27 protein-coding genes are annotated in these 24,146 nt (G+C 66.4%); 9 read left to right on the top strand and 18 right to left on the bottom strand.

All coding sequences use genetic code 11. From position 1 onward, the window contains the following. Positions 1-8: 8 nt before the first annotated feature. Complete coding sequence (locus MTBSS4_RS11305; protein WP_173983511.1) at positions 9-737, top strand: cytochrome c; 729 nt, start codon at positions 9-11, stop codon at positions 735-737. A 222-nt stretch (positions 738-959) separates the two neighbouring features. Here the strand turns inward: MTBSS4_RS11305 and MTBSS4_RS11300 are convergent, their stop codons facing one another. Further along, positions 960-1,172 carry a transposase family protein gene (locus MTBSS4_RS11300; RefSeq protein ID WP_254432499.1) on the bottom strand — a complete coding sequence of 71 codons (213 nt, stop codon included), beginning with the start codon at positions 1,170-1,172 and terminating at the stop codon, positions 960-962. A 314-nt stretch (positions 1,173-1,486) separates the two neighbouring features. On the opposite strand from MTBSS4_RS11300, the gene MTBSS4_RS11295 reads away from it, so the two are divergent. The 3 genes from MTBSS4_RS11295 to MTBSS4_RS11285 are packed head-to-tail and all read left to right on the top strand — an operon-like array spanning position 1,487 to position 3,252. After that, a complete protein-coding gene (locus MTBSS4_RS11295) occupies positions 1,487-1,645 on the top strand; it encodes a hypothetical protein (protein ID WP_173983510.1) in 159 nt (52 codons plus the stop codon). Between the two features lie 18 nt (positions 1,646-1,663). Further along, positions 1,664-2,668: a TerC family protein gene (locus MTBSS4_RS11290; RefSeq protein WP_173983509.1), complete on the top strand. Its 1,005-nt coding sequence runs from the start codon at positions 1,664-1,666 to the stop codon at positions 2,666-2,668. Further along, positions 2,665-3,252: an exopolysaccharide biosynthesis protein gene (locus MTBSS4_RS11285; protein ID WP_173983508.1), complete on the top strand. Its 588-nt coding sequence runs from the start codon at positions 2,665-2,667 to the stop codon at positions 3,250-3,252. Before MTBSS4_RS11290 ends, MTBSS4_RS11285 begins: the two co-directional genes overlap by 4 nt. A 39-nt stretch (positions 3,253-3,291) precedes the next feature. Here MTBSS4_RS11285 and MTBSS4_RS11280 read toward each other — a convergent pair whose 3' ends face one another. The 5 genes from MTBSS4_RS11280 to MTBSS4_RS11260 all read right to left on the bottom strand — a co-directional run bounded on the left by MTBSS4_RS11280 (position 3,292) and on the right by MTBSS4_RS11260 (position 7,399). Continuing rightward, complete coding sequence (locus MTBSS4_RS11280) at positions 3,292-3,783, bottom strand: hypothetical protein (protein ID WP_173983507.1); 492 nt, start codon at positions 3,781-3,783, stop codon at positions 3,292-3,294. Positions 3,784-3,804: 21 nt separating this feature from the next. After that, a complete protein-coding gene (locus tag MTBSS4_RS11275; RefSeq protein WP_173983506.1) occupies positions 3,805-5,322 on the bottom strand; it encodes a replicative DNA helicase in 1,518 nt (505 codons plus the stop codon). 128 nt (positions 5,323-5,450) lie between these two features. Beyond that, positions 5,451-5,657, bottom strand: a complete 207-nt coding sequence (locus tag MTBSS4_RS11270; protein WP_254432498.1) for a lipoprotein — start codon at positions 5,655-5,657, stop codon at positions 5,451-5,453. 30 nt (positions 5,658-5,687) lie between these two features. Further along, on the bottom strand, positions 5,688-6,887 hold the full coding sequence (locus tag MTBSS4_RS11265) for a type III PLP-dependent enzyme (RefSeq protein ID WP_173983505.1): 1,200 nt from the start codon (positions 6,885-6,887) through the stop codon (positions 5,688-5,690). After that, a complete protein-coding gene (locus MTBSS4_RS11260) occupies positions 6,884-7,399 on the bottom strand; it encodes an SET domain-containing protein-lysine N-methyltransferase (protein WP_173983504.1) in 516 nt (171 codons plus the stop codon). Before MTBSS4_RS11260 ends, MTBSS4_RS11265 begins: the two co-directional genes overlap by 4 nt. A gap of 241 nt (positions 7,400-7,640) precedes the next feature. On the opposite strand from MTBSS4_RS11260, the gene MTBSS4_RS22615 reads away from it, so the two are divergent. Next, on the top strand, positions 7,641-10,628 hold the full coding sequence (locus MTBSS4_RS22615; RefSeq protein WP_256367407.1) for an adenylate/guanylate cyclase domain-containing protein: 2,988 nt from the start codon (positions 7,641-7,643) through the stop codon (positions 10,626-10,628). 2 nt (positions 10,629-10,630) lie between these two features. Here MTBSS4_RS22615 and mltG read toward each other — a convergent pair whose 3' ends face one another. The 7 genes from mltG to MTBSS4_RS11220 all read right to left on the bottom strand — a co-directional run bounded on the left by mltG (position 10,631) and on the right by MTBSS4_RS11220 (position 16,731). Then, positions 10,631-11,620, bottom strand: a complete 990-nt coding sequence (gene mltG, locus MTBSS4_RS11250) for an endolytic transglycosylase MltG (protein ID WP_173983503.1) — start codon at positions 11,618-11,620, stop codon at positions 10,631-10,633. Positions 11,621-11,691: 71 nt separating this feature from the next. Then, complete coding sequence (gene fabF, locus MTBSS4_RS11245) at positions 11,692-12,951, bottom strand: beta-ketoacyl-ACP synthase II (protein WP_173983502.1); 1,260 nt, start codon at positions 12,949-12,951, stop codon at positions 11,692-11,694. 76 nt (positions 12,952-13,027) lie between these two features. Continuing rightward, positions 13,028-13,261 carry an acyl carrier protein gene (locus tag MTBSS4_RS11240; protein ID WP_173983501.1) on the bottom strand — a complete coding sequence of 78 codons (234 nt, stop codon included), beginning with the start codon at positions 13,259-13,261 and terminating at the stop codon, positions 13,028-13,030. A 143-nt stretch (positions 13,262-13,404) separates the two neighbouring features. Next, a complete protein-coding gene (gene fabG / locus MTBSS4_RS11235) occupies positions 13,405-14,142 on the bottom strand; it encodes a 3-oxoacyl-[acyl-carrier-protein] reductase (protein WP_173983500.1) in 738 nt (245 codons plus the stop codon). Positions 14,143-14,274: 132 nt separating this feature from the next. Then, positions 14,275-15,216 carry an ACP S-malonyltransferase gene (gene fabD, locus MTBSS4_RS11230; protein ID WP_173983499.1) on the bottom strand — a complete coding sequence of 314 codons (942 nt, stop codon included), beginning with the start codon at positions 15,214-15,216 and terminating at the stop codon, positions 14,275-14,277. 171 nt (positions 15,217-15,387) lie between these two features. Next, positions 15,388-16,167: a crotonase/enoyl-CoA hydratase family protein gene (locus MTBSS4_RS11225; protein ID WP_173983498.1), complete on the bottom strand. Its 780-nt coding sequence runs from the start codon at positions 16,165-16,167 to the stop codon at positions 15,388-15,390. A gap of 63 nt (positions 16,168-16,230) precedes the next feature. Further along, on the bottom strand, positions 16,231-16,731 hold the full coding sequence (locus MTBSS4_RS11220) for a MarR family winged helix-turn-helix transcriptional regulator (RefSeq protein WP_173983497.1): 501 nt from the start codon (positions 16,729-16,731) through the stop codon (positions 16,231-16,233). Between the two features lie 220 nt (positions 16,732-16,951). Between MTBSS4_RS11220 and MTBSS4_RS11215 the strand changes: the two genes are divergently transcribed. The 3 genes from MTBSS4_RS11215 (at position 16,952) to MTBSS4_RS11205 (ending at position 18,376) form a co-directional block, all read left to right on the top strand. Beyond that, complete coding sequence (locus MTBSS4_RS11215; protein WP_173983496.1) at positions 16,952-17,743, top strand: DUF2189 domain-containing protein; 792 nt, start codon at positions 16,952-16,954, stop codon at positions 17,741-17,743. Between the two features lie 111 nt (positions 17,744-17,854). After that, positions 17,855-18,061, top strand: a complete 207-nt coding sequence (locus MTBSS4_RS11210; RefSeq protein ID WP_173983495.1) for a hypothetical protein — start codon at positions 17,855-17,857, stop codon at positions 18,059-18,061. 108 nt (positions 18,062-18,169) lie between these two features. Further along, positions 18,170-18,376: a hypothetical protein gene (locus MTBSS4_RS11205; protein ID WP_173983494.1), complete on the top strand. Its 207-nt coding sequence runs from the start codon at positions 18,170-18,172 to the stop codon at positions 18,374-18,376. Between the two features lie 4 nt (positions 18,377-18,380). Here the strand turns inward: MTBSS4_RS11205 and MTBSS4_RS11200 are convergent, their stop codons facing one another. From MTBSS4_RS11200 to MTBSS4_RS11180, 5 genes are all read right to left on the bottom strand, one after another. Further along, positions 18,381-19,751: an FAD-binding oxidoreductase gene (locus MTBSS4_RS11200; protein WP_173983493.1), complete on the bottom strand. Its 1,371-nt coding sequence runs from the start codon at positions 19,749-19,751 to the stop codon at positions 18,381-18,383. 11 nt (positions 19,752-19,762) lie between these two features. Beyond that, positions 19,763-20,950: an MFS transporter gene (locus MTBSS4_RS11195; RefSeq protein WP_254432497.1), complete on the bottom strand. Its 1,188-nt coding sequence runs from the start codon at positions 20,948-20,950 to the stop codon at positions 19,763-19,765. Between the two features lie 121 nt (positions 20,951-21,071). Continuing rightward, positions 21,072-21,401, bottom strand: a complete 330-nt coding sequence (locus MTBSS4_RS11190) for a four-helix bundle copper-binding protein (RefSeq protein WP_173983491.1) — start codon at positions 21,399-21,401, stop codon at positions 21,072-21,074. A 24-nt stretch (positions 21,402-21,425) separates the two neighbouring features. Further along, positions 21,426-22,529 (bottom strand): branched-chain amino acid ABC transporter substrate-binding protein, encoded by a 1,104-nt coding sequence (locus MTBSS4_RS11185; RefSeq protein WP_173983490.1) that lies wholly within the window; start codon positions 22,527-22,529, stop codon positions 21,426-21,428. A 94-nt stretch (positions 22,530-22,623) separates the two neighbouring features. Further along, on the bottom strand, positions 22,624-23,316 hold the full coding sequence (locus tag MTBSS4_RS11180) for a hypothetical protein (protein ID WP_173983489.1): 693 nt from the start codon (positions 23,314-23,316) through the stop codon (positions 22,624-22,626). A gap of 174 nt (positions 23,317-23,490) precedes the next feature. On the opposite strand from MTBSS4_RS11180, the gene MTBSS4_RS11175 reads away from it, so the two are divergent. Beyond that, entirely contained in the window at positions 23,491-23,892 is a 402-nt protein-coding gene (locus MTBSS4_RS11175) for a hypothetical protein (RefSeq protein WP_173983488.1), read from the top strand. The last annotated feature ends 254 nt before the right edge of the window (positions 23,893-24,146 follow it).

Raw genomic sequence — 24,146 nt, 5'->3', positions numbered from 1 at the left:
AGAAGACCATGAAGACCCTCGCGACCCTGGCCGTGGCCGCCGTCATCCTCGGCGCCTCGCTTCCCGCTTCCGCCGACGGGGTGCTGACCGCCAATTACGGCGGCCAGATCACCGAGACCGCCGACGGCTGGCGCATCGAATTCGCCGTGCGTGACGGCGGCATCCGCGCCTGGGTGCGCGACCACGGCGACAAGCCGGTGGCGGCCTCGGGAAAGGCCACCTTGCTGGTGGCCGGCAAGAAGCTGGACGTGCCGCTGAAGGCGGATGGCGAGATGCTGGCGGCCGACGCAGGCGTCGCCTCCGCCGACAAGGTGGCGGCCATCCTGTCGCTGACCGTGAACGGCAAGCCCATCTCGGCCCGCTTTGGCCAGGAGGCGCTGGTGGTGCCGCAGCTTTCCGCCCAGGCCGGCGCCGGCAAGGCGGCGTTCGAGCAGGCCTGCGCCGCCTGCCATGGCGCCGCCTTACGCGGTTCCGATGCCGGGCCGCCGCTGTTGCACGCTTTCTACTCACCCGGCTCCGGCCACGGTGACGACGTCATCCTTGCCGCCGCGGCCAACGGGGCCAAGGCGCATCACTGGAAGTTCGGCGACATGCCCAAGCCCGAGGGACTGAAGCCGGGCCAGGAAAAGGACGTGCTCGCCTATATCCGCGCCATGCAGACGGCCAACGGGCTGGGTGGAGCTGCCGCCATGCCGGCATCCATGCCCATGGACCATTCCGGCCACATGAAGCATTGAGGGCGGACGCCATGAAGGGCGTGCCGGCCCATCTGCCGAAACTGCTGGTCGTTGGAATCGTCCTTGGAGGAGAAGTGGCTGACAGAGAACCTTCTCTTCCAACCCACCTCATGTTTTCTCAGTGCCAATTGGCAGCGATCACTGCGTCGAGTTGCTGATGCTACTGCGTCGTCAGCGTTGTCTGGCCGATGGGCGGTGGCGTCTGACCTGCCATGACCGTGATCAGATTCTGGACCGGCGCAGCAACTCCAGCTTCTTCGTCCCGAAACGGGCGATGTCCGTGAACGCCTCCGCCCCCGCCAGCACCGCCAGCAGGCACAGCAGCAACACCTCTTCCTGCGGATACATCACCTTGCCGGCTTGCCGCGGGTCCGGCAGATCCCGGAAATGCTCCAGAAAAACAAGCCCTTCGCCGACCGCTCCGTCCATCGCCATCCCGACCCCCTCCGCAAAACAGGTGGCCGTCGATTGATTCAGAACTTTGCTCGGCTGTGCTCGGCGCCCCTTGCCTCGATTCTGAACCAAATCCACTCCGTCAGGGTGCTTCAGATATGGGGCTCGTTGCTCCAGATGCGCTGCCCAGATAATGGGGTTGCGAAGGCGCTCCGCGCCAATGGCTGTTTGATATGTATTTCCTATCAATTGAATAGGAATATCATGACTTTCCTATGGATGCTCTCCTCCCCACCTTTAGACGGAGTGGGCGTGCCCTGGTGCATGGCCCGGACCGTCACCGAGGGAGACAGCACATGTTCACCCGTTCCGCCCGTCAGGACAGCAAGATTCCTCATGACGGCATGCATGAATTCCGCATCCGCGCCCTGTCGGGCCGGGGCATCGCCTCCGGCGAATTGCGGGCGCGGCTGACCCGCTGCCCGGCCGAGGCAGAAATGTCCGCCAGTTCGTAACCATCTGTGGAGGCGATCATGGACTGGTTGACGACGCTGCTCGTGGAACCGTTCCTGGGCAGGCCCGCCTGGGTCTGGTTGATGTTCCTGGGCCTGGTGGCCATTCTCCTGGTTCTCGATCTTGGCGTGCTGCATCGCCGCAAGCGTGAGATCGGAGTTCGGGAAAGCCTGATTCTCAGTTTCGGCTACATGACGGTGGGCGTCGCGTTCGGCGCCTGGGTCTGGTCGAGCATGGGACGCGAGGCCGGGATCAATTATCTGACCGGCTTCGCCATCGAGAAAAGCCTGGCCCTGGACAACATCTTCGTCATTTCGCTGATCTTCACGTATTTCGCCATTCCCCGGCAGTATCAGCACCGGATCCTGTTCTGGGGCATTCTGGGCGTCATTTTGCTACGCGGCCTGATGATCGGCCTGGGAACCGCCCTGATCGAGCAGTTCTCCTGGGTGTTGTGGGTATTCGGCGCCTTCCTGGTCGTCACCGGCATCAAGATGCTGGTGATCGCCGAGGCGGAGCCTTCCGACATGGGCTCCAATCCGGCCCTGCGTTTCCTCCGTCGCCATCTGCGGGTCACCGACGGCCTGCACGACCATCGCTTCTTCGTCCGGGCTCCGGACGTGAATGGCCGGATGGTCACCTGGGTCACGCCCCTGTTCCTGTGCCTGGTTCTGGTGGAACTGGCCGACATCGTCTTTGCGGTCGACAGCGTTCCCGCCATCTTCGCCATCACCACGGATCCCTACATCGTCTACACCTCCAACATCTTCGCCATCCTGGGGTTGCGGGCGCTGTACTTCGCCCTGGCGGCCATGATGCATCGCTTCGTCTATCTGAAGGTCGCCTTGGCCCTGATCCTGGTGTTCATCGGTGGCAAGATCTTCTGGGCCCAGGCCTTCGGCAAACCCGACCCGGCCGTGTCGCTGGCGGTCACCCTGGGCCTGATCATCGGCGGAATCGTGGTCTCGCTGTGGAAGACCCGAAAGGCCGAGGATCGCCTGCCCGAGAAAAGCGCCGCGGAATGACCTCTCCGCGTTCCCTGGCGCTCTGCCTGTCCCGCCTCCGCCGCCTGGGAGGGCCTTCGGGTCCCACCCTGGCCGAGGCGGGACACCTTCTTGCCGAACGTTCGACCTTGCTGGTGATGCTGCTGATGGCGGCCCTGGCCCTGATCCCCTCTCCGGGGGTGCCGCTGGGCGTGGTGACCGGGCTCGGCATCACCTGGCTGGCCCTGTCGTCCCTGCGCGATGGACAGGCCCGCCTGCCCGCGTCCCTGTCCAACCGCCCCCTGCCGCGCCCGCTCCTGGAGGCCGCCTTGCGTCTCCTGGTCCCGTTGCTGCGACGGGTGGAGCGCCGGACCCGCCCGCGTCTGCCCCACCTCGTCGTGGGCATGGGGGGCGCCGTCGCCCTGATGGGAATCGGGCTCCAGGGATTGCTGCTGGCCCTGCCGCTGCCTTTCGGCAATCTGCCGCCGGCCGCCGCCATCCTGGCTTTGTCGGCGGGCTTGCTGTGGCGGGATGGATTGGGGGTCCTGGCCGGACATGTCCTGTCGCTGGCCTCCCTGGGTGTGATCGGTGGATTGGCGTGGCTGGCCTATTCCCTGGTGGGCTGAATCCGATCCGTCGGGGCGGCGCGCAGATAGGGCTTGCCGCTATTTACCCGCCTCGACCTCAACGAGAACCAGTGTGTCGCCTTGGCTGTGTACCCTGGCCCATTCACCGTCGCGCAGCCGGTTCGCCGGGCTGTAGTTGGAGTGGTCGCGGGGGTAATGAGTGTAAAGCGCATCGCCGACCCTGAAGTGGCCGCCCCAGATCGGCGCGGTCATCCGGCCTCCGGATGTGATCTTGTGCACGGGTACGACATCGTGCACGTTCCCTTCCACGACAGTGCAGCCGCCGTTCAGGCATAACTCCACCAGGGCGTCGGCCCGCCGCCGTTCATCGTATTCCGCCCAGGCGAAGATGCCGGCGGCAAGGATGAACACAAATGCGAAAGGGATTATCGCCTCAGCCAGCGCGGGGGGCATGCGGGAACGCAGCGACCGGGGCGCGACCGCCATCGCGCCGAAGACCGCGGCGGTCGCTGCCATGGCGTAAAGATACGAAGCAAAGTACGCCTCTTCGCGAAGATCGAAGATTATCACTTTTCTCTCCGGATCGCCTGCCTAGAATCCCGGTTCCTCGTAATGGTCGGAAGCGGCAAGATTGCCGAACTTGGTGTATTCGCCCTGGAACGACAGGCGTATCGTTCCCACCGGACCATGGCGCTGCTTGGCGATGATCACCTCGGCGGTGTTCCAGACCTCCTCGCAGCGCTGCTGCCACTTGGCGTGGCGTTCGTTGAACTTCTCGGGCGATTCGTCGGGGCGCTGTCCCGGCTCGGCACGTTCCAGGTAGTACTGCTCGCGGAACACGAACATCACCACGTCGGCGTCCTGCTCGATCGAGCCCGATTCGCGCAGGTCGGAAAGCTGCGGCCGCTTGTCTTCCCGCTGTTCGACGGCGCGCGACAGCTGCGACAGGGCGATGACCGGCACCGACAGTTCCTTGGCCAGCGCCTTGAGGCCGCGGGTGATTTCCGACACCTCCTGGACCCGGTTCTCGGAATTGGACGACGAACCGCGCAGCAATTGCAGGTAGTCGATGATGATCAGTCCCAGGCCGTGCTGGCGTTGCAGCCGCCTCGCCCGGGTGCGCACCGCCGAGATGGACAATGCCGGGGTGTCGTCGATATGCAGCGGCAGGCGATGCAGGTTCTGGGCGGCCACCACGAGGCGCTCGAATTCCTCGTTGGACAATTCGCCCTGGCGGATCTTGTGGCTGGCGATCTCGGCCTGTTCGGCCAGGATGCGGGTGGCGAGCTGTTCCGACGACATTTCCAGCGAGAAGAAGGCGGTGATGGCGCCGTCGATGGCCTTCTTGCGGCCCAGGGCGTCCACTTCCTCCTTGTAGGCGTAGGCGGCGTTGAAGGCGATGTTGGTGGCCAGCGAGGTCTTGCCCATGGACGGGCGTCCGGCCAGGATCAGCAGATCGGAATCGTGCAGGCCGCCCAGCTTGGAATCCAGGTCGATCAGGCCGGTCGGAACCCCCGACAGCTTGCCTTCCCGCTTGTGCGCGGCCTCGGCGGCTTCGACGGCGCCGATCAGCACGCTGCGGAAATCGCGGAATCCGCCCTCGGTCTGGCCGGTGGTGGCAAGGTCGTACAGCTTGGCCTCGGCCGAGCCGATCTGCTCCATCGCCGAGGAATCCAGATCGGGGGTGAAGGCGGCGTTCACCAGATCCTCGCCCAGGCCGATCAGTTCGCGGCGAAGATGCAGGTCGAACACCAGCTTGCCGTAATCCTCGGCATTGATCACCGACACCACCGCATTGGCCAGTTGGGCCAGATAGGGGGGGCCGCCGATCTCGGCCAGGCCGCCGTCACCTTCGAAATAGGTCTTGAGCGTTACCGGGTTGGCCATCTGGCCGCGTTCGATCAGCTTGCCGCAGGCGGCGAAGATCCGGCCGTGGGTGGGGTCGGCGAAATGTTCGGGGCGCAGGAATTCCGACACCTTTTCGTAGGCGCGGTTCGACAGCATGATTGCGCCCAGCAGCGCCTGTTCCGCCTCGAAATTATGCGGTGGAACGCGAAAGCCCAGTCCCTCGGAGGGAACGGCGGGAAGCTGATGCGCGGGGGAATTCATGGCGGGCCAGAGACTATCACCGGTCGGGAACGCCGGGCACCGGCAATCTTATCCACAGCCTGTGGAACGCGGGGACATAAGAAAAGGGGCCCGAAGGCCCCTTGTCCGCAGAAGCGAAGGCGCAAGCCTTACTTCTTCATGTTCCACGGGCAGTATTCCTTCTTGGCGATGGGGTCGCCCAGATTGCCCTTGGCGTCGGCCTGCTGGTAGAAGGCCACCGAGCCGTCCTTCAGGCACACCGGATCGGTGAAGGCGCCGAACGGCTCCCACCGGCCCGGACCGCAGCCGGCGAGCAACAGGACGGTACCCAGGGCAAGAACAGTCTTCTTCATCATCCATCTCCCCACAATGACATAAAGAGCGGTTTACAGTACCTCCAGTCGGGGGGTTCGTCTACCCGACTCCATCGCCTCGGCGCAAAGATGGCCGGCGAAGTCCGTTTCGATCACCGCCACGGCGTCCGAGCGCATGCCGTTGTAGCTGGCCGCCATCTCGCGGCCATAGGCGCCGATCAGATTGAATTCGATATAGTCGCCCGTGACGGTGTCGTCGGGCAGGGAAACGGGCCAGGGCAGCACGTCGTTGCCGTCGCAGGTCGGGCCGTAGGCGGTAAGGTCCCGCGGCGCGCCGGTCCGCGGCGAGCCATCGGCCGAGATGACCCGCAACGGCAGCAGCAATTCGTCCTTGCCCCAATAGGTTTCGGTCAGCCCGCCAAAGATGCCGTCGTTGAGATGGACCGCATCGGGCTTTCTCAGGACGACGCGAACCAGAAGCGAGCCGCCCTCGGCCACCAGGGCGCGGCCGGGCTCGCAGGCCAGCCGTATTCCCAGGGGGGCGGTCAGTTCGGCGTGAGCCTGCCGGATCACCCGGAAATACTCGGCCAGCGGCGGCGCCCGGGTGGCGCGGTAATAGGCGGGGAAGCCGCCGCCCACGTCGATCAGTTCCACCGCCACCCCGGCCCGGCCGGTCAATTCCACCGCCATGCCAAGGCCGAGCCGGAAGGCGGCGGGGTCGAGACATTGCGAGCCGACGTGAAAGGTCACCGCCGGCCGGAATCCCATGGCGGCGGCGCGGCCGAGGGTGGCGATGAACACCTCCGGCGTGGCGCCGAACTTGGTGGACAGGTCGTAGACCGCGCCCGATCCCTTGGGAATGGCGAGGCGCACCACCGGAACCATGGCGGGGCCGGTCCGGTCCGCCACCTTTTCCAGCTCGGCGGGGCAGTCCACCGCGAAATGGCGCACCCCCCTGTCCCAGGCCAGGGCGATCTGGCCGGGCGTCTTGGCGGGATGGTGGTAGAACATGGCGGCGCCGGGCAGGGTCTCGGCCACCCGGCCGATCTCCACGGGCGAGGCCACGTCGAAATGACGGATGCCTTCATCCCACAGGGTGCGCAGGACCAGCGGATGGGCGTTGCACTTGACGGCGAACAAGGTGTCGCCGGGAAAGCCGTCGATGAAGTCGCGGGCCGCCCGCGCCAGACGGTGGGGGCGCAGCAGATGGACCGGGGCATCCGGCGCCTCGGCCTGGATGAACCGGGCCACCGTCGGATAGGATCCGATCACCGGGCGCCCCAGCGGGTCCGCGAGGCGATGCTGCGGACCTTGCGGCTGGCCAGTCCCGCCAGGTAGGCCAGCCCCGCCTCGTTGATCCTCTCGCGCCGGCCGGTGATCCACTTGCGGCAGCGCGACGAGCCGCAATGACAGGGAAACTGCCGGAACAAGACGTCCTCGGTGACGGCGTAGTCGATGGTCAGCAATTCGCCCGGCGCCACGTCGGACAGCGACCAGATTTCCAGGCGATGCATGTCGAGAACGCAATTGGGCGAGCAGGAATGGGTCATCATTCCCACGAAATAGGGATCGTGGAGGTGGGTGTCGGGGCTGACCTGAAGCGTGTGCTGGAGGACCCGGTTGGACAGGATGCCGGTGAAGCGGGCGACCAGGGTTCCGCGCTCGAAGCCGATTTTCGCCCTGACGCCCTTGCCCACCGCCCCGTTCACCGAGGCGACGGCGAAGCGGCTGGACGTGGGCAGCAGGTCGTCGGTGCTCAGTTCACTGGGGTAGATTTCGCTCATGATGGCCCAAACACCTCGGACGGGGGTGAGGAAAGGTCGAAATCCCCATCACCGTAATCCCTGGGAAAGCTCTCCGTCAACGGGGGATCGCGCCCGTCCTTATCTGCTTATCGAATTGAAATGATTTGTTTTTTTGATTGCTGGGGCGTGGCCGGCGGCGGTGTTCGCCATTATGCCGCGCATTGTCGCCGGGGAGGCCTTCCGGGGCAGGCCGGGTCATGATAAACAATGAGTCTGGCTCATGGGAAAGGCTCGCCCGATCTTGGCGGAATCCATACCGATCAGTACGGGGGCAGGCCCGATCCGCACCCTGGAGGACTGGGAGCGCATCGCGCGGGATCTGCTTGAGGAAGGGCAGAATTTCCTGGCGCACGACACGGCGCGCGAAGGGCTGAAACAATATCCCAACAGCTTCAAGCTGACCATCTTCGGCGCCGTCGCCCTGTCGCAGACCGGCGCGGTGGACGAGGCCCGCCGGCTGTTGCAGCCGCTGCTCGACGTCATTCTGATCGACGAGGGACCGTTTCACCGCCTGCACGGCAGCCTGAAGCGGGCGGTCGAGGCGCTGGGGGCGCCCGAAGGCAAGGAAACCCTGGCGATCATGGCCGAACTGGCCGAATCGCTGGAACTGGTGCGCGGCAAGAAGCTGGTCGCCGATGCCGATGCCGAGACCTATACCGCCCTGGCCGGCGTATTCCGCGAGGCCTGGATCGCCTCGGGCCTGCCCCGCGATCTCGAACATTGCCGCGATCTGTTCCTGCGCGCCTTTCACATCGGCGGGGCGCCCGCCGCCGGCATCGACGCAGCCGTCACCTCCTGGCTGCTGGGCGATCGCGACGAGGCGCGAAATCTGGCCCGCAGCGTCGCCGACCGGGTCGGCACGGCGGAATCCGATCCGTCGCTGTCGCCGGAACGGCGTCATCAGCTGCTGGTCACCGTCGGTCAGGCCCATCTGCTGCTGGGCGACGCCCAGCAGGCCCTGGCCTCCTTCGCCTGGGCCAGCACCCTGGAGGGCATTCATTACGGCAGCACCGTTTCGGCGCTGAAGCAGCTCGCCCTGCTTCGCGACGGCGGCATTCCGGTGCCGCCGGCCGTGTTCGATATCCTCAAGCCGCCGACGGTGGTGGTGTTCACCGGCCATCCACTGGACCGTCCCGGCGAGGGACCGCACTTTCCGCCCGAACTGGAAAGCGCGGTGCGGGCCGAGATCGCCCATTCCCTGGACGAACTGGGGGCGCAGGTCGGCTATTCCATGGCGGCCTGCGGCTCGGACCTGCTGTTCATCGAGGCGATGCTGGAGCGGGGCGCCGAGGTCAATGTGGTCATGCCCTACGCCATCGACGACTTCATCGCCGAGAACGTCCGTTATGGCGGCTCGCGCTGGGAAATGCGGTTCCGAAACGCGCTGAAGCTGGCCAACACCGTGACCTACGCCACCGAGGAGCGTTTCCTCGGCCATTCCATGCTGTACCGGTTCGCCAACCAGTGCCTGCACGGCATGGCGACGCTTCGGGCCAGCTTCCTGTCCACCGACCCCTATCTGCTGGCGGTATGGGACATGATGCCCGGCTCGCTGGTCGGCGGCGCCGCCGACTTCATCGACCAGTGGGAGGATATTTCCCGGCTGCGCATCATCGACCTGGATGCGCTGCTGCAAAAGCGTCCCGATCTGGCCGGCGATTCCACTCCCGCCATGCCGGACATGGATGGGGACGGCGACGACGAGCAGGGCGAGGGCCGCGTCATCCGGTCGATGTTGTTTTGCGACATCGCCGGCTATTCCAGGCTGAAGGAGGAGCACACTCCGGTTTTCCTCGACTTCCTGCGCATCATCAACCGGGGCATGGCCCGGCTGGAGGTTCAGCCCATCGCCATCAACACCTGGGGCGACGCCATCTTCGCGGTGATGGACAAGGCCTCGCCCATGGCCGAATACGCCCAGACCCTTCAGGAAATGGTGGCCGAGGCCGACGAGGAACTGCGCGACCGGCTGCCCCATCCCCTGTCCTTGCGGATTTCGCTGCATGCCGGGCCGGTGTTTCAGGCCATCGATCCCATCTGCGGCCGCCAGAACTTCTACGGCAGCCACATCAACCGCGCCGCCCGGCTGGAACCGGTGACGGTGATCGGGCATGTCTACGCCACCCAGCAATTCGTCGCGGTCCTGACCGCCGAGCAGAGCGCGCTGCGCTCCGAGGCGCAGAATCGGGACGAGGAGTTCCTGGAACGCTTCGCCTGCGAATATGTCGGCGTGCTGTCGCTGGCCAAGGATTTCGGCCGTCAGGCGGTCTATCACCTGCGTCGCCGCGTTCCGTCGATGCCGTCCGCCACCGCGCGGGAGCCTGGGCCCGCTCCCCTTGCCGCCGCTTTCGAACCCGGCTTCAGCGACGAGGACATGAACCAGATGCTGGCCGAGGCGATGGAGGCGGTGGGCGGATTGACGGCCGAGGACGAGCCGCCGCTGCCGCCGCTGGTTTTCGGCACCGTCGTTTCCGATACCGACATGGACGCCATGCTGGCCGAGGCGGGAGAGGACCTGGAGGAGGAGCCGGAGGGAACGCCGCTGTTCGCTACCGCCATTTCCGATGCCGACATGGAGGCGATGCTGGCCGAGGCGGGAGAGGACCTGGAGGAGGAGCCGGAGGGAACGCCGCTGTTCGCTACCGCCATTTCCGATGCCGACATGGAGGCGATGCTGGCCGAGGCGGGAGAGGACCTGGAGGAGGAGCCGGAGGGAACGCCGCTGTTCGGCGTCGCCATTTCCGACGCCGACATGGAGGCGATGCTGGCCGAGGCGGGAGAGGACCTGGAGGGGGAGCCGGAGGGAACGCCGCTGTTCGGCGTCGCCATGTCCGACGCCGACATGGAGGCGATGCTGGTCGAGGCGGGAGAGGACCTGGAGGAGGGCGTCGCCGCCCCGCCGTCCACCGGCCTGTTTTCCACTGCCATGTCCGACGCCGAGATCGCGGCGCTGCTGGAAGAGGTCAACGATGACGCCGATCCGGAGGAACCGGGCTTCGGCGGCATCATGTCCGACGCCGACATCGCCGCCTTGCTGGAGGAGACCGAGGACGCGGCCGGTCCGCCATTCGATCCCGAGATGGCCGAGGTGGCCGCCGCCGTCGAGGCCGCCATGGCCAAGCTGGAAGCCGACGGGGAGGGGGCGGAACCGTCCCGGCCGTTGCCCGATCTGGGCGACATCCATCTGGCGCCGCCCCGGCAGCGATAGCCTCAGCCGCCGCCGGCCTTGCGGTCCTTCTCGATCCGGCGCCACTTGGCGACGTTGGAATTGTGCTCCTCCAGGGTGCGGGCGAAGGCGTGGCCGCCGCTGCCGTTGGCGACAAAATACAACTCGTCGGTTCGGGCCGGATGCAGCACCGCCTCCAGCGAGGCGCGGCCGGGATTGGCGATGGCGGTTCCGGGCAGTCCGTCGATGACATAGGTGTTCCAGGGATGGGCGGCGGCGAGGTCGGCGCGGCTTAGCGGACGGTCCAGTTCCCCCTGGCCGTCGGACAGGCCATAGATCACCGTCGGGTCCGATTGCAGCCGCATGCGCCGGGCCAGCCGGTTGTAGAACACCGCCGCCACGCGGGGGCGCTCGCCCTCGATTCCGGTCTCGCGCTCGACCATGGAGGCCAGGATCACCGCCTCTTCCTTGCTTTTCAGCGGCAAGCCGGGGGCGCGCGCCATCCACAGCACATCGACCGTCTGGCGCATGGCCTTTTCCATGCGGGCCAGAACCTCGTCGCGGGGCTCGTCGCGCACCATGTACCAGGTCTCGGGCAGCAGCCACCCCTCGGCGGTCTTGCGGGTGATGGAACCGGACAGGAATTCGGCGTCCATGACCTGGGCTGCAACCTGCCTGACCGTCAGTCCCTCGGCGATGGTGAGGCGATGCATCACCACCTTGCCCTCGGCGATGATGCGCATGGCCTCCTCGGCCGAGACATGGGCGGGAAAGGCGTATTCGCCGGCCTTGAGGCGGGCGCCGCGCAGCTTGGTCCCCAGGGCGAAGATCAGCCGGCTGGAGATGATTCCGGCATTTTCCAGGCCATGACCGATGGCTTCGATGCCGGCCCCCTTGGAGATGACCAGGGTTGTCGGCTGGGGCAGGGGACCGGGGGCGGTGAAGCGGCGGTGGCCTTCCCAGGCGAGGCCGAGGCCGGACGCGGCGGCCAGGACCAGGGCGATGGCGAAGGTCTTGAGGATGGCTTTACCCATGGCGTCCTTCCAAGAAAAAGGCCCCCATGCGCCGCATGGGGGCCTTCGGCATCGTTTGCCTCGGCCGCCCCCTACGGAGCGCCCTTGAAGATCAGCGAGGCGTTGGTGCCGCCGAACCCGAACGAGTTGGACAGCGCCATCCTTACCTTGCGCTCCTTGGCCTTGTGCGGCACCAGGTCGATGTCGCAGCCCTCGGACGGATTGTCCAGGTTGAGGGTGGGCGGAACGATCTGGTCGCGCATGGCCAGCAGCGAATAGATGGCCTCGGCAGCCCCGGCGGCGCCCAGCAGGTGGCCGATGGCCGACTTGGTCGACGACATGGACAGCTTGTAGGCGTGATCCTTGAACAGCCGCTTGACCGCACCCAGTTCGATCTCGTCGCCGAGCGGCGTCGAGGTGCCGTGGGCGTTGATGTAGTCGATGTCCTCGATGGACACGCCGGCCCGCTTCAGGGCGGCGGTCATGGCGCGGAAGCCGCCATTGCCGTCGGCCGCCGGGGCGGTGATGTGGTGGGCGTCGCCCGACATGCCGTAGCCGATGACCTCGCCATAGATCTTGGCGCCGCGCTTCTTGGCGTGCTCAAGTTCCTCAAGGACGACGATGCCGGCGCCTTCGCCCATGACGAAGCCGTCGCGGTCCTTGTCCCAGGGGCGCGAGCCCTTGGTGGGCTGGTCGTTGAATCCGGTGGATAGCGCCTTGGCGGCGGCGAAGCCGGCCATGCCCAGGCGATGCACCGCTCCCTCCGCGCCGCCGGCGACCATGACGTCGGCGTCATCGAACTGGATGATGCGGGCGGCGTCGCCGATGGCGTGCGCCCCGGTGGCGCAGGCGGTCACCACCGCGTGGTTCGGTCCCTTGAACCCATAGCGGATGGAAACGTGGCCCGACACCAGATTGATCAGGGCGGCGGGAATGAAGAAGGGGCTGATGCGGCGCGGTCCCGACTTTTCCAGCGTCGCGGCGCCGTCGGCGATATTGGGCAGGCCGCCGATACCCGAGCCGATCATGACGCCGGTGCGTTCCTGCCCCTCGTCGTCCTGGGGCTTCCAGCCGGAATCCTCGACCGCCTCCATGGCGGCGGCAAGGCCATAGACGATGAAATCGTCCATGCGGCGGCGGTCCTTGGCGGAGGCCACGCTGTCCAGGTCAAGTTCACCCGCGCCGGTTCCGCGCGGCACCATGCCGGCGATCTGGGCGGGAAGGTCGGACACGTCGAAGGTGTCGATGCGGCGGATACCCGACTGGGAGGCCAGCAGGCGTTCCCAATTGGTCTTCACCCCGTTGCCGAGAGGGGTGACAAGGCCGAGGCCGGTGACGACTACACGTCTCATGAAACCCTGGCTTTCGGAAGTGTATGGGAAGGAAATGAACGCCGCCCGGTCATGACGGGGCGGCGTTCGATTCGATTCAGGAGTTCTTGGTGATGAACTCGATGGCGTCCTTCACCGTGAGGATCTTTTCCGCCGCATCGTCGGGGATCTCGACGGAGAATTCTTCCTCGAAGGCCATCACCAGCTCGACGGTGTCAAGGCTGTCGGCGCCCAGGTCGTCGATGAAGCTGGCGTTCTCGGTCACCTTGGACTCCTCGACGCCCAGATGCTCGACGACGATCTTCTTAACCCGTTCGGCCACGTCACTCATTTGCGATTCCTCGGAAGCTTCGTCTGTTGGAAAATCTGGTTCCGCGCCTGGGCGGCGCAGCCCCCCTTGTCAGGCGGAAAGTGCCGTTACCTAGCACACTTTTTCCGCCTTGACCAGCGTCGGCACCCCATAAAGGGGCGCCATCATATCATGGCCATGCCGCCGTTGACGTGAAGGGTCTGGCCGGTGACGTAGGCCGCCTCGGTGGAGGCGAGATAGACCACGGCGGCGGCGATTTCCTCCGGGCTGCCCATGCGGCCGGCGGGAATGCCGGGCAGCAGCTTGCCCTTCTGGTCCTCGGTCAGCACGTCGGTCATGGCCGAGGTGATGAAGCCGGGGGCGATGCAGTTGACGGTGATGTTGCGGCTGGCGACTTCCTGGGCGAGCGCTTTGCTCATGCCGATCATGCCGGCCTTGGAGGCGGCGTAGTTGACCTGTCCCGGATTGCCGGTGACGCCGACGATGGAGGTGATGTTGATGATGCGGCCCCAGCGCCGCTTCATCTGTCCCTTGACGGCGGCGCGGCACAGGCGGAAGGCGGCGGTCAGGTTGACGTCGAGCACGGTGGCCCAGTCGTCGTCCTTCATGCGCAGCACCAGGCCGTCCCTGGTCAGGCCGGCGTTGTTGACCAGGATGTCCACCGAGCCCAGGGCGGCCTCGGCATCCTTGGCCAGTTGTTCCACCGCTTCCGGGCTGGACAGGTTGGCGGGCAGGACGTGGACGCGCTCGCCCAGTTCGGCGGCCAGGGCGTCGAGCGCCTCACGCCTTGTGCCGTGCAGGCCGACGGTCGCCCCCCGGGCGTGGAGCGCCTTGGCGATGGCGCCGCCGATGCCGCCCGAGGCGCCGGTCACCAGCGCGGTCTTGCCGGAAAGATCGAACATGGAAGGCTCTCCCTCTATAACAGGTATCCCATCCTTCGAGACGGCCTTTCAGGCCTCCTCAGGATGAGGACTTTACCTTTGACCTCACCCTGAGGAGCGAAGCGTCTCGAAGGGCGAGGTCAAAGGCACTGGTCACAAACTCTTCAAGAATGCGTCGATGTCGGCGGGATTGCCCACCGAGGTCCCCGAGACCTCCTTGTCGATGCGCTTGGCCAGACCGCCCAGCACCTTGCCGGCACCCAGTTCGACCAGCGAATCGACGCCTTGCGCCTTCATGAACAGGACGCTTTCACGCCAGCGGACGGTGCCGGTGACCTGACGCACCAGCAGGGCGCGGATTTCGGCCGGATCGGTGACGGCGGCGGCGGTGACGTTGGCGACCAGCGGCAGGGCGGGGGCCTTCATCGCCGCCTTGGCCAGCGCTTCCTCCATGGCGTCGGCGGCGGGCTGCATCAGGGCGCAGTGGAATGGGGCGGAGACCGGCAGGGGAATGGCCCGCTTGATGCCGCGCTCGGCGGCGATCTTGATGGCGCGGTCGATGGCGGTCTTGTGGCCCGACAGCACCACCTGGGCGCCGCCGTTGTCGTTGGCGGCCTCGCACACATCCCCCTCGGCGGCGGCGGCGGCGATCTCGCGGGCCTGTTCCAGTTCGGCGCCCAGCAGCGCCGCCATGGCGCCCAGGCCGACCGGCACCGCCTTCTGCATGGCCTGGCCCCGGATCTTCAGCAGCCGGGCGGTATCGGCGACGCTGAACGCGCCGGCGGCCGCCAGGGCGGAATACTCGCCCAGCGAATGGCCGGCGACGAACGCGGCGGATTTGGCGAGGTCGACCCCGCCTTCGCTTTCCAGCACCCGGACCACCGCCAGCGACATCGCCATCAGGGCGGGCTGGGCGTTCTCGGTCAGGGTCAGGTCGGCCTCCGGTCCGTCGAACATCAACGAGGACAGTTTCTGCGACAGGGCCTCGTCCACCTCCTGGAACAGGTGGCGGGCGGCGGGAAAGGCCTCGGCCAGTTCGCGGCCCATTCCGACGGCCTGCGATCCCTGGCCGGGAAAAACGAATGCGCGGGTCATGACGAAGGCTCCCCCTCTGGAAAACGGCTGGCGAGAGGAAAGGGAAACCACGCCCCGGAGTCAAGCAAGGAGTGATGCCGCCACCCTGGCGCGGCGTGGGCCGGCGGCGAAAAAAAGGAGACCCGGAGCCATGGGCTCTCGGGTCTCCAGTGCATCATCCGGGAGGATGATTCACGAGCCCGCCTTGGGGGCGCGCTTTTCCAGGAAGTCACGCATGCGATCGCGCGCCTCGCCGCTGGTCTGGACCAGGGCGGCCATCAGGGATTCCGTGTAAAGCCCCTCGGCATGGGCCATGTCGTGGATGCGGGGCAGGGCGTTGATGGCGGCGTAGACCGACAGCGGCGCGTTGCCGGCGATGCGTTCGGCCAGTTCCATCGCCTTGGCCAGCGCCTCGCCCTCGCCGACCAGGTAGTGGGACAGCCCCATGGCCTGGCCTTCCTGGGCGTTGTAGGCGTGGCCGGTCAGCATCATCTCGGTCATGCGGCCGGCGCCGATGATGCGGGCGATGCGAACCGAACCGCCGCCGCCCACGAAAATGCCGCGCTGCCCCTCGGGCAGGGCGTAGAACGTCGAGGGCTCCGCCACCCGGACATGGCTGGCGGTTGCCAGTTCCAGGCCGCCACCAACCACCGCGCCCTTCAGCGCCGTGACCACCGGCAGGCCGCCCATCTGGACCTGATGGAAGGCGCGGTGCCAGGTCTGGGAATGCATCATCACCTCGAAGGCGCCGCGGTCGCGGTGCTCGCTGAGGTCGAGGCCGGCCGAGAAATGGGGGCCGTGCCCGTGCAGGACGATGACGCGGGCTTCCTTGGGTGGAGCCGAGAAAACCGCGTGTATCTCGTCGATCATGGTATCGTTGATGGCGTTGCGCTTGTCGGGACGGTGAAGCCCGACAACGGCCACCGGGCCGCGCATCTCCAACGTCATGCAGGTAAGCGAATGTGTGGTCATGCCGCATCTCCTCGGAACATGCGGTTATGTTATGTCGATAGATTGTTGTGTGCAACAACAATGTCAGGCATGGCAGATACGCAGCAGGATGCTGTTCAACTGATTGCGCTCTTCCGGAGAGAGGCAGGCGGTGACGCGGCGGTCGTGCTCCATCACCAGGGTCTTCAGCTTGGCCAGGGTGGTCTTGCCCTGCTCGGTCAGCAAGATGGCGTAGGTCCGGCGGTCCACCGGCGACGGCGCCCGGGTGGCCAGTCCCTTGCCTTCCAGCGCGTCGATCAGGATGACGGCCCCCGAGCGGTCGATGCCCATGGTGGCGGCCAAGGTGGTCTGGCTGAGGCCCGGATTGGCGCCGATGATGGTCAGGGCGGCGAACTGGGACGGGCGAATGTCCATGGAGCCGACGGTGCGGACGTAATCCTGATAGACGATGACCTGGGCACGGCGCAGCCAGTAGCCGACGATGTCATCCAGCATGTCGAGACCGATGCCGGAAGGCGTCGACGGGGAAATGTCGCCGGTACCGGGCCATGTAGCGCCGCTCTTGCTCTTGTCCTTGCTTGCCAAGACATTCGCTCCAATGATGACCTGAGCAAGATTTATTGGTTTCCGCGGCGGCATACAACGCCTAAGTAGGATTAAGATAGTCGCTGGATGCATCTTATCGACTGATTCCGTCGGCAAGAATGTGTTCCGATACCTTGCGCAAACCGTGGAGAGTTTCCAAATAGCATGAAGGTTCCGCCGTCCCGGGAATGACCGGGGCGCGCTCAGGAAGGGGGCGATCATGATGTCCATGGCCATGGGTTCCCGCTATCCCTCGTCCCGGCTGGTCTCGCCGGCCCAGGCCTCGGAATGGCTTGGCGCCGGCTGGCGCGACATGTGGCGCCATCCCGGCCTCAGCCTCGGCTTCGGCGCTCTCTACGCGGGCATCGGCGCGACGATCTACGCCATCTTGACGGCGGCGGCCATGGGGGCGCTGCTGTTTCCCCTGCTGGCCGGGTTCATGCTGGTGGGGCCGCTGGCGGCGGTGTTCTTCTACGAGATCAGCCGGCGGGTGGAAAACGGCGAGCCGGTCTCCCTCGCCCTGGTCGTGGCCGGCGTCCGCCGGCGCCTGGGCCAGGTCGGCAACATGGGGCTGGTCCTGACCATCTTGTTCATGGTGTGGCTGCTGCTGGGGCTGATGATTTTCGCCCTGTTCCATCCGCCGGGGGCGCCGCTGTCCATGGACGGCTTCCTGGTCGATGTGGTGCTGAAGGTCGATTCGATCGGCTTTCTGGCGGTAGGCGCCCTGGTCGGCGGCACCCTGGCGGTGATCGCCTTTTCCGTCAGCGTCTTCGCCATGCCGATGCTGCTGGAACGCGACGTGGGGGTGGTCGAGGCCATGCTGTTCAGCGTCCATTCGGTTTGGCGCAACTGGCGCGGCATGGTCGGCTGGGCCGCCACCATCGCCGTCATCACCTTCTTCGGCATGGCGTTGGCGTTCCTGGGCATGGTCGTCGCCCTGCCGCTGGTCGGCCATGCCAGCTGGCACGCCTATCGCGACGTGATCGGCGAGGACGTGGGCTCGACACTCTGAATGTCACAACGGCTTACAAGTGATTTCCTTTAGCGGGTGGAATGGATCGGGGGCTGGGGCCACACTGATGTTCGTGGAACCGCAGAGAGTTCCTCCTCGGAGGAAAACCCCATGGACCCGTCCCTGCTTGAGATCATCGGATCCGCCGTGTCGAGCGCCCGGGGCCAGGGGCTGGGGGTCGAGGAGCAGCGCGACGCCGCCGAGGCGGTCCTGCTCGCCATGGTTCCGTCGCTGACGCCGTCCATCGCCAATCTGGTGGTCGAGCAGCTTTATCCCTTCATCGGCGACCGGGACATGGGTGGCATCGCCGCCCTCTGATCCCATCGGGTGAACACATTACATTACAAATCCTCGATGTTCGTGCCTGGATTGATCGGGAGCGGGGCGGCAGTGTTGAGCTCGTCGAAGCGAGCGGGAGGATCGTCCATGGCCATGTCTCAGGAAGCCGTCCTCGCCGCCCTGGTTCTTCGCGTGGTCGCCGAGGCCCGCCGGGCCGGGCTCGATCCGCAGGAACAGCGCGACGCCGCCAGGGCGGTGCTGATGGCGGCCCTGCCGTTCGAGGTTCCGGCCATCGCCCACAATCTGGTCGACCTGGTGTTTCCCCGCGCGGCGGCGGCCGGAATGGCGGCATAGGCCGCTATCCGACGATCTTTCCCGGATTCATGATCCCCAGCGGATCGATGGCGGTCTTGATGGCCCGCATGATGTCCAGTCCGTCGCCGAATTCGGCGGCCAGGAATTCCATCTTGCCGTGACCGATTCCGTGTTCGCCGGTGCAGGTGCCGTCCATGGCCAGGGCGCGGTGGACGATGCGGCGGTTGAGCGCTTCCGCCTCGGCGATTTCCTCCGGCCGGTTGGGATCGACCAGCAGCATGACGTGGAAGTTGCCGTCGCCCACATGGCCGACCACCGCCGAGGTCAGGCCCGAGGTCGCCAGATCGGCCTTGGTCTCCAGCAGGCATTCGGCCAGCCGCGAGATGGGAACGCAGGTGTCGGTGGTCCAGGCGCGGCAGCCGGGACGCAGCGCCACGCCGGCGTAATAGGCGTTGTGGCGGGCCGCCCACAGCCGGGTGCGGTCCTCGGCGCCGGTGGCCCACCGGAAGCCGTCTCCCCCCAGTTCGGCGGCGATGGCCTCGACCCGCTCGGCCTGTTCGCGCACGCTGGCCGGGCTGCCGTGGAACTCGAAGAACAAGGTGGGGGCGACCCGGTGCGACGTCCTGGAATAGCGGTTGACCGCGTCGGCCATCACCTCGTCCATGAACTCGATGCGCGCCACCGGAATTCCGGACTGGATGGTGAGGATGACGGTCTCGACCGCCGCCTCGACCGACGGGAACGGGCAGGTGGCGGCGGAGATCGCCTCGGGAATGCCGTGCAGGCGGAGCGTCAGCTCGGTGATGATGCCCAGGGTCCCCTCCGATCCCACGAACAGCCGGGTGAGGTCGTAGCCGGCCGAGGACTTGCGGGCGCGCCGGGCGGTGCGGATGACGCGGCCGTCGGGCAGCACCACCTCCAGCGACAGCACGTTGTCGCGCATGGTGCCGTAGCGCACCGCGTTGGTGCCAGACGCCCGCGTCGCCGCCATGCCGCCCAGCGAGGCGTCGGCGCCGGGATCGATGGGAAAGAACAGGCCGCTGTCGCGCAGATGCTCGTTCAGTTGCTTGCGGGTGACGCCGGGCTGGATGGTGACGTCCAGGTCCTCGGGCCGCACCGACAAGATGGAATTCATCCCGGCCACATCGATGCAGACACCCCCCTTGAGCGCGGCGACGTGGCCTTCCAGCGAGGTTCCCGTCCCGAACGCGATCACCGGCACGAGATGGGCGGCGCAGGCCTTGACCGCCCCGACCACGTCGGCGGTGGACAGGGCGAACACCACCGCGTCGGGCGGGCAGGGGGGGAAGTGGCTTTCATCCTTGCCGTGATGCTCGCGCACCGCCGGGGCGGTGGACAGGCGGTCGCCAAAAATCGCGGCAAGCTGGTCGAGCAGGGCGGGGGGCAGCGTCATGATGGGAAAGCTTAAGACTCCTTGCCCATCCGGCGCAAGACCAACACCAGTCCCAGGCCGGCGAGAGCCGCCGGCACCAGCACCGCGGCGGCCGCCCACCAGCCGCCGGTGGCGGCCACGGCGGCGCCGACCGCCACCGGTCCCAGCAGCAGGCCGAGATTGCTGCCCTGCATCAGCAGACCCAGCGTCACCGGAACCAGGCGCCGGTCGGCGGTGTAGATCGAGGCCCCCCCCAGCAGGCAGCCCGGCACCAGGCCGCCGACGGTGAAGAACACCATGCACAGCCCATAGGCCAGCAAAACCGGCGTGCCTGGGGCGAAGATGCCGGCCAGCACCACCGCCACCGTCAGGCCGGCCGCGGCCAGGATGGCCCAGCGGCTGGCCCCCAGGCGCAGCAGCGGGCCGGTGGCGATATTGCCGATGATGTTGAAAGCGGCGGCCAGGGCGGTCATCAGGCCGGCGGTGCCGGGGGAAACGTCCATGCGTTCGATCAGCAGGGTCGGCAGGAACCCGGCCAGGACGGCGTAGGCGGCGGAATAGGGGATGAAGATGCCGGCCAGCACCAGCGGGCCGGGGGCGGTAATGGTGGCCGCGATGTCGCGCAGAGGATGGTCGTCCTCGCTGGCCGGCGGCGGCGGCGGCTTCGGCATGCGCCGATGGATCAGCACGGCATAGAGCGCCAGCAGCACCGCCATTCCTCCCCACAGGCCCCGCCAGCCGATCATGGGCAGCAGCGGCGCCGCCGTCATGGACAGGGCCACTCCGAACGGCATGAAGCTGCCCCACAGGCCGAAGGCGGTCTGACGGTCGGCGGTCCGGGTCAGCAGGGTGATCAGGGCGGGGGCCGAGATCACCACCAGCATGAAGCCGATTCCCTCGATGGCGCGGCTGACCAGCAGGGAGGCGAGGTCGGTGGCGAAGGCGCCCGCCAGGCTGGCGGCGGCCAGGATGATGAGGCCGGCGGGCAACATCGGCCGGGCGCCCATCCGGGTGACGATGCTGCCGGCGGCGGCGCCGGCGGTGGCGCCCAGCAGGGCGAAGATGGACAGGATCCACGAGGCCTGGGTGAGGCTGAGGCCGATCTCGTCGCGAATGAACGGCAAGGCGATGGGGGCCTTGCCCACCTGGAAGGCGGCGACGATTCCGGCGCCCACCGCCAGGATGGTGGCGGGCCAGGACGTGCGGGCTGGTTCTGTCACGGGGGGTACACCAATCGGCAAGGGGCGGGGAAATAAAATGACGGGGATGAACACGGACGACGGATTTATTCGCGTCCGTCCGTGTTCATCTGTGTCCTGGGCCCCCGGGATGCAAGGGCTTTCAGGTCTTGATGGTCTTGCGGCAGGCGGTGGCGGCGCGGCGGCAGGCCTGGGCGCATTCCCTGAGCCGCACATCCTCGGCGGCCAGCTTTTCGCAGGCACTGGCGCAGATGTCGCTGACCTCGGCCGCCACCTGACAGGTCAGGTGATGCAGCCTGGACGAGCGCAGCATGAAATCGGCGGCGGTCTCGTTGATGTCGGCGCAATCCAGCAGCAGTTGGACCAATTCCCATTCCGCCGCCTTTCCTCCGTGCTGGAGGCCGTGGATGACGGTCTCGGTGCAGGCGCGATGCGCCAGCTCGCAAGCGTCGATGCAGTCTGACAAGGGCATTCCCGTCCTCCCCCTGATGGTGTTTCAGTTGGCGTAGTCGTACTTTCCGTTCTTCCACTCGTACATGACGTAGCCGGGGGCGGCGACGTCGCCCTTGGAATCGAAGCCGATGGCGCCAAGCGCGGTGTCGAACTTTCCGGCCTTCAGCGCCGCGGCCACCTTCTTCCAGTCGGTGGACTTGGCTTTCTCCACCGCCTGGGCCCAGGCCTGGATGGTGCCGTAGGTGTACAGCGTGTAGGCCTCGGGCTCGTAATTCTGGGCGCGGAAGTACTTCACCAGTTCGGCGTTGGCGGGGTTCTTGCGCGGATCGGGGCTGAAGGTCATCAAGGTTCCCTCGCCGGCGGCGCCGGTGATGGACCAGTATTCCTCGGTGACCAGGGCGTCGCCGCTCATCAGCATGGTCTTCAGTCCCTGGTCGCGCATCTGGCGCACGATCAGGCCGCCCTCGGTCTTGTAGCCGCCCAGGTAGAGGACGTCGACCTTGGCCTGCTTCAGCTTGGAGACCAGGGCGGAGTAATCCTTCTCGCCGGCGGTGATGGCCTCGTAGACCACTTCCTTGACGCCCAGCTTGTTCAGCGCGTCACGGGTCTGGTCGGCCAGTCCCTTGCCGTAGGCGGATTTGTCGTGAACGATGCCGATCACCTTGCCGGCCAGTTTCCCGGCGATGTACTGGGCGGCGACCTGGCCTTGCTGGTCGTCGCGGCCGCAGGTGCGGAAGACGTTGGGCAGGCCGCGCTCGGTGAACTTGGGGTTGGTCGAGGCCGGCGAGATTTGCAGGATGCCGGTCTCGGCGTAGACGTCGGACGCCGGGATCGACGAGCCCGAGCAGAAATGGCCGGCGACGAAGGGAACCTTCTTGGCCGCCATCTCGTTGGCCACCGCCACCGCCTGCTTGGGGTCGCAGGCGTCGTCGCCCATGGCGAGAACCAGCTTCTGGCCCAGCACGCCGCCCTTGGCGTTGATGTCTTCCACCGCCTTGACGGCGCCGCGCCGGAACTGCTCGCCGAATGCCGCCTCGCTGCCGGTCAGCGGACCGGCGACGCCGATGGTGATGTCGGCCTTGGCGTCGAAACCGGCAAACAGGGCGGCGGCGGTCACGGCCATCGCCAGAAGTCTTGTCCTGCTCATGGGGCATCCCTCCCTGGAAGACGCTGTTGTCCCCGGCAGTTTAGCAGGGCCGCCGGGCTTCGCCACGCTCAATATGCCGGGGGCGGGGGCGCCGTCACTCCGCCTCGACCATGAAGCACTGGAGGACGTCTTCAAAACCGCTCTCGATGTTCTCGGGGGTGATCTGGGCGAAGGAATCGAGAATGATCACCGCGTTCAGCGCCGCGTCGCGGTTGACCGCCGAACGCAGGCGCTCGGCCAGGGCGCCGTTGACGATGGACAGTTCCATGTAGTTCCACTTCAGCTGATCCAGCGACATGTCGGGCTTGCGCTTGGACATCTTGGCGGCGATGTAGAGGCCGAGAAGATGGCTGGACAGCGACCGGAACACCGTCTCGCGCTCGTCCGAGAACGGAAGGTGGAACCGGGCCATCGGCCGCAGGAAACGGGTCATCGGACAGCCCGAGGTGGCGCAGACCAGCCCCAGCAGCGACGCCATGCCGGCCTGGAAGGTGGTCTTGGAGACGATGACCCGGTTCGGGGTATCGACCTCGACCACCGCCTTCTCGTAGGACGGCTTGTCCTTGAACTTGGGCAGGAAGGTGGCCAGGCCGACCGCCGCCGGGCAGTGCCTGGTCTCGTCCGGCAGCGGGCAGTTCACGCAGCGCTCGTAGGCGAGCCGGGTCCATTCCGGCCGCTCGGCCGTGTCCGGAATCACCAGGGCGAAGGTGTCGTCGTCGAAGTGAAGATCGACGGAAATCTTGCCCGCTTCCGCCGAGAAGAACCGGTAGCCGATGGTCTGTGTCATCCTTGCCCCCTCAGTCCGCCCGATGGTCAGTGGACCATTGCCGGAACGGCCGGGTCAAGGGATGTCGTGACGGGCCATCGGGCCGGCACGGCGATTCCGATTGAAAAAGCGATATCGGTCTGATATATAAATTTCACTGTGATGCGAGTGATCGCGATGATTGGAGTGCGACATATGTCCGACGAGACGAAGGTAAAGGCGAACGATTCGGTCCCTGTCCCGGCGCCCGGGGCGAAAGCGGCCCGAGCCGCCAAGCCGGCGGCGCGCAAGGCCGCCGCTCCCGCCGCTCCCGAGGAGGTTGTCGCCGCGGCCGAACCGGTTCGCGAGGACGGAGCCGTCGGGGTGAAGGCCGCCAGGAAAGAGAAGGAGAAGAAAAAGGACAAGAAGGAACGGAAAAAGGACAAGAAGGATAAAAAGGAGAAGAAGAACAAGGAGGCCGTCATCATCCGGTTCGACGACGCCCAGCTTCCCCAGATCGACGCCCAGGCGGAAGCCTTGGGGCTTTCCCGTGCGGCCTGGGTCAGGATGGTGGTCGCCAAGGCCCTGGCCAAGGCAAGTTCAGGCGTAAACTCATAAACAGGCTTCCGTCTCGTCCCGCGCCGTGATCCAACGATTCCCTCAGGCATGGAGGGCATTGATGGCACGGCGGCGGTACGAGTCGCACGGCAACGTGGTCAGGTTAACGGATAGTGATGAGAATGGGGTGGCGGGTGTGAGCGGTCCATGATTCAAACGGCTTCGGGTTTGTCACCGGGAGTCGGATGCCATGGAAGAGATGCTGGTCAAGGACCGCCTACGCCTTCTTTTGGACCATTTTGGGGATGTCGGCA

It is taken from the genome of Magnetospirillum sp. SS-4 (assembly GCF_902729425.1).
Lineage (GTDB): Bacteria > Pseudomonadota > Alphaproteobacteria > Rhodospirillales > Magnetospirillaceae > Phaeospirillum.
This window is presented reverse-complemented; position numbering and strand designations above follow the sequence as displayed.

What these genes read in the sequence shown, in the direction of transcription:
- MTBSS4_RS11290 (WP_173983509.1), top strand. Translation starts at nt 1,664, where the DNA reads ATGGACTGGTTGACGACGCTGCTCGTGGAACCGTTCCTGGGCAGGCCC.
- MTBSS4_RS11295 (WP_173983510.1), top strand. Translation starts at nt 1,487, where the DNA reads ATGTTCACCCGTTCCGCCCGTCAGGACAGCAAGATTCCTCATGACGGC.
- MTBSS4_RS11200 (WP_173983493.1), bottom strand. Translation starts at nt 19,751, where the DNA reads ATGACGCTGCCCCCCGCCCTGCTCGACCAGCTTGCCGCGATTTTTGGC.
- MTBSS4_RS11190 (WP_173983491.1), bottom strand. Translation starts at nt 21,401, where the DNA reads ATGCCCTTGTCAGACTGCATCGACGCTTGCGAGCTGGCGCATCGCGCC.
- MTBSS4_RS11305 (WP_173983511.1), top strand. Translation starts at nt 9, where the DNA reads ATGAAGACCCTCGCGACCCTGGCCGTGGCCGCCGTCATCCTCGGCGCC.
- MTBSS4_RS11270 (WP_254432498.1), bottom strand. Translation starts at nt 5,657, where the DNA reads ATGATGAAGAAGACTGTTCTTGCCCTGGGTACCGTCCTGTTGCTCGCC.
- MTBSS4_RS11215 (WP_173983496.1), top strand. Translation starts at nt 16,952, where the DNA reads ATGATGTCCATGGCCATGGGTTCCCGCTATCCCTCGTCCCGGCTGGTC.
- MTBSS4_RS11185 (WP_173983490.1), bottom strand. Translation starts at nt 22,529, where the DNA reads ATGAGCAGGACAAGACTTCTGGCGATGGCCGTGACCGCCGCCGCCCTG.
- fabG (WP_173983500.1), bottom strand. Translation starts at nt 14,142, where the DNA reads ATGTTCGATCTTTCCGGCAAGACCGCGCTGGTGACCGGCGCCTCGGGC.
- MTBSS4_RS11210 (WP_173983495.1), top strand. Translation starts at nt 17,855, where the DNA reads ATGGACCCGTCCCTGCTTGAGATCATCGGATCCGCCGTGTCGAGCGCC.
- MTBSS4_RS22615 (WP_256367407.1), top strand. Translation starts at nt 7,641, where the DNA reads ATGGGAAAGGCTCGCCCGATCTTGGCGGAATCCATACCGATCAGTACG.
- MTBSS4_RS11300 (WP_254432499.1), bottom strand. Translation starts at nt 1,172, where the DNA reads ATGGCGATGGACGGAGCGGTCGGCGAAGGGCTTGTTTTTCTGGAGCAT.
- MTBSS4_RS11260 (WP_173983504.1), bottom strand. Translation starts at nt 7,399, where the DNA reads ATGAGCGAAATCTACCCCAGTGAACTGAGCACCGACGACCTGCTGCCC.
- MTBSS4_RS11240 (WP_173983501.1), bottom strand. Translation starts at nt 13,261, where the DNA reads ATGAGTGACGTGGCCGAACGGGTTAAGAAGATCGTCGTCGAGCATCTG.
- MTBSS4_RS11225 (WP_173983498.1), bottom strand. Translation starts at nt 16,167, where the DNA reads ATGACCACACATTCGCTTACCTGCATGACGTTGGAGATGCGCGGCCCG.
- fabD (WP_173983499.1), bottom strand. Translation starts at nt 15,216, where the DNA reads ATGACCCGCGCATTCGTTTTTCCCGGCCAGGGATCGCAGGCCGTCGGA.
- MTBSS4_RS11285 (WP_173983508.1), top strand. Translation starts at nt 2,665, where the DNA reads ATGACCTCTCCGCGTTCCCTGGCGCTCTGCCTGTCCCGCCTCCGCCGC.
- mltG (WP_173983503.1), bottom strand. Translation starts at nt 11,620, where the DNA reads ATGGGTAAAGCCATCCTCAAGACCTTCGCCATCGCCCTGGTCCTGGCC.
- MTBSS4_RS11275 (WP_173983506.1), bottom strand. Translation starts at nt 5,322, where the DNA reads ATGAATTCCCCCGCGCATCAGCTTCCCGCCGTTCCCTCCGAGGGACTG.
- fabF (WP_173983502.1), bottom strand. Translation starts at nt 12,951, where the DNA reads ATGAGACGTGTAGTCGTCACCGGCCTCGGCCTTGTCACCCCTCTCGGC.
- MTBSS4_RS11205 (WP_173983494.1), top strand. Translation starts at nt 18,170, where the DNA reads ATGGCCATGTCTCAGGAAGCCGTCCTCGCCGCCCTGGTTCTTCGCGTG.
- MTBSS4_RS11175 (WP_173983488.1), top strand. Translation starts at nt 23,491, where the DNA reads ATGTCCGACGAGACGAAGGTAAAGGCGAACGATTCGGTCCCTGTCCCG.
- MTBSS4_RS11180 (WP_173983489.1), bottom strand. Translation starts at nt 23,316, where the DNA reads ATGACACAGACCATCGGCTACCGGTTCTTCTCGGCGGAAGCGGGCAAG.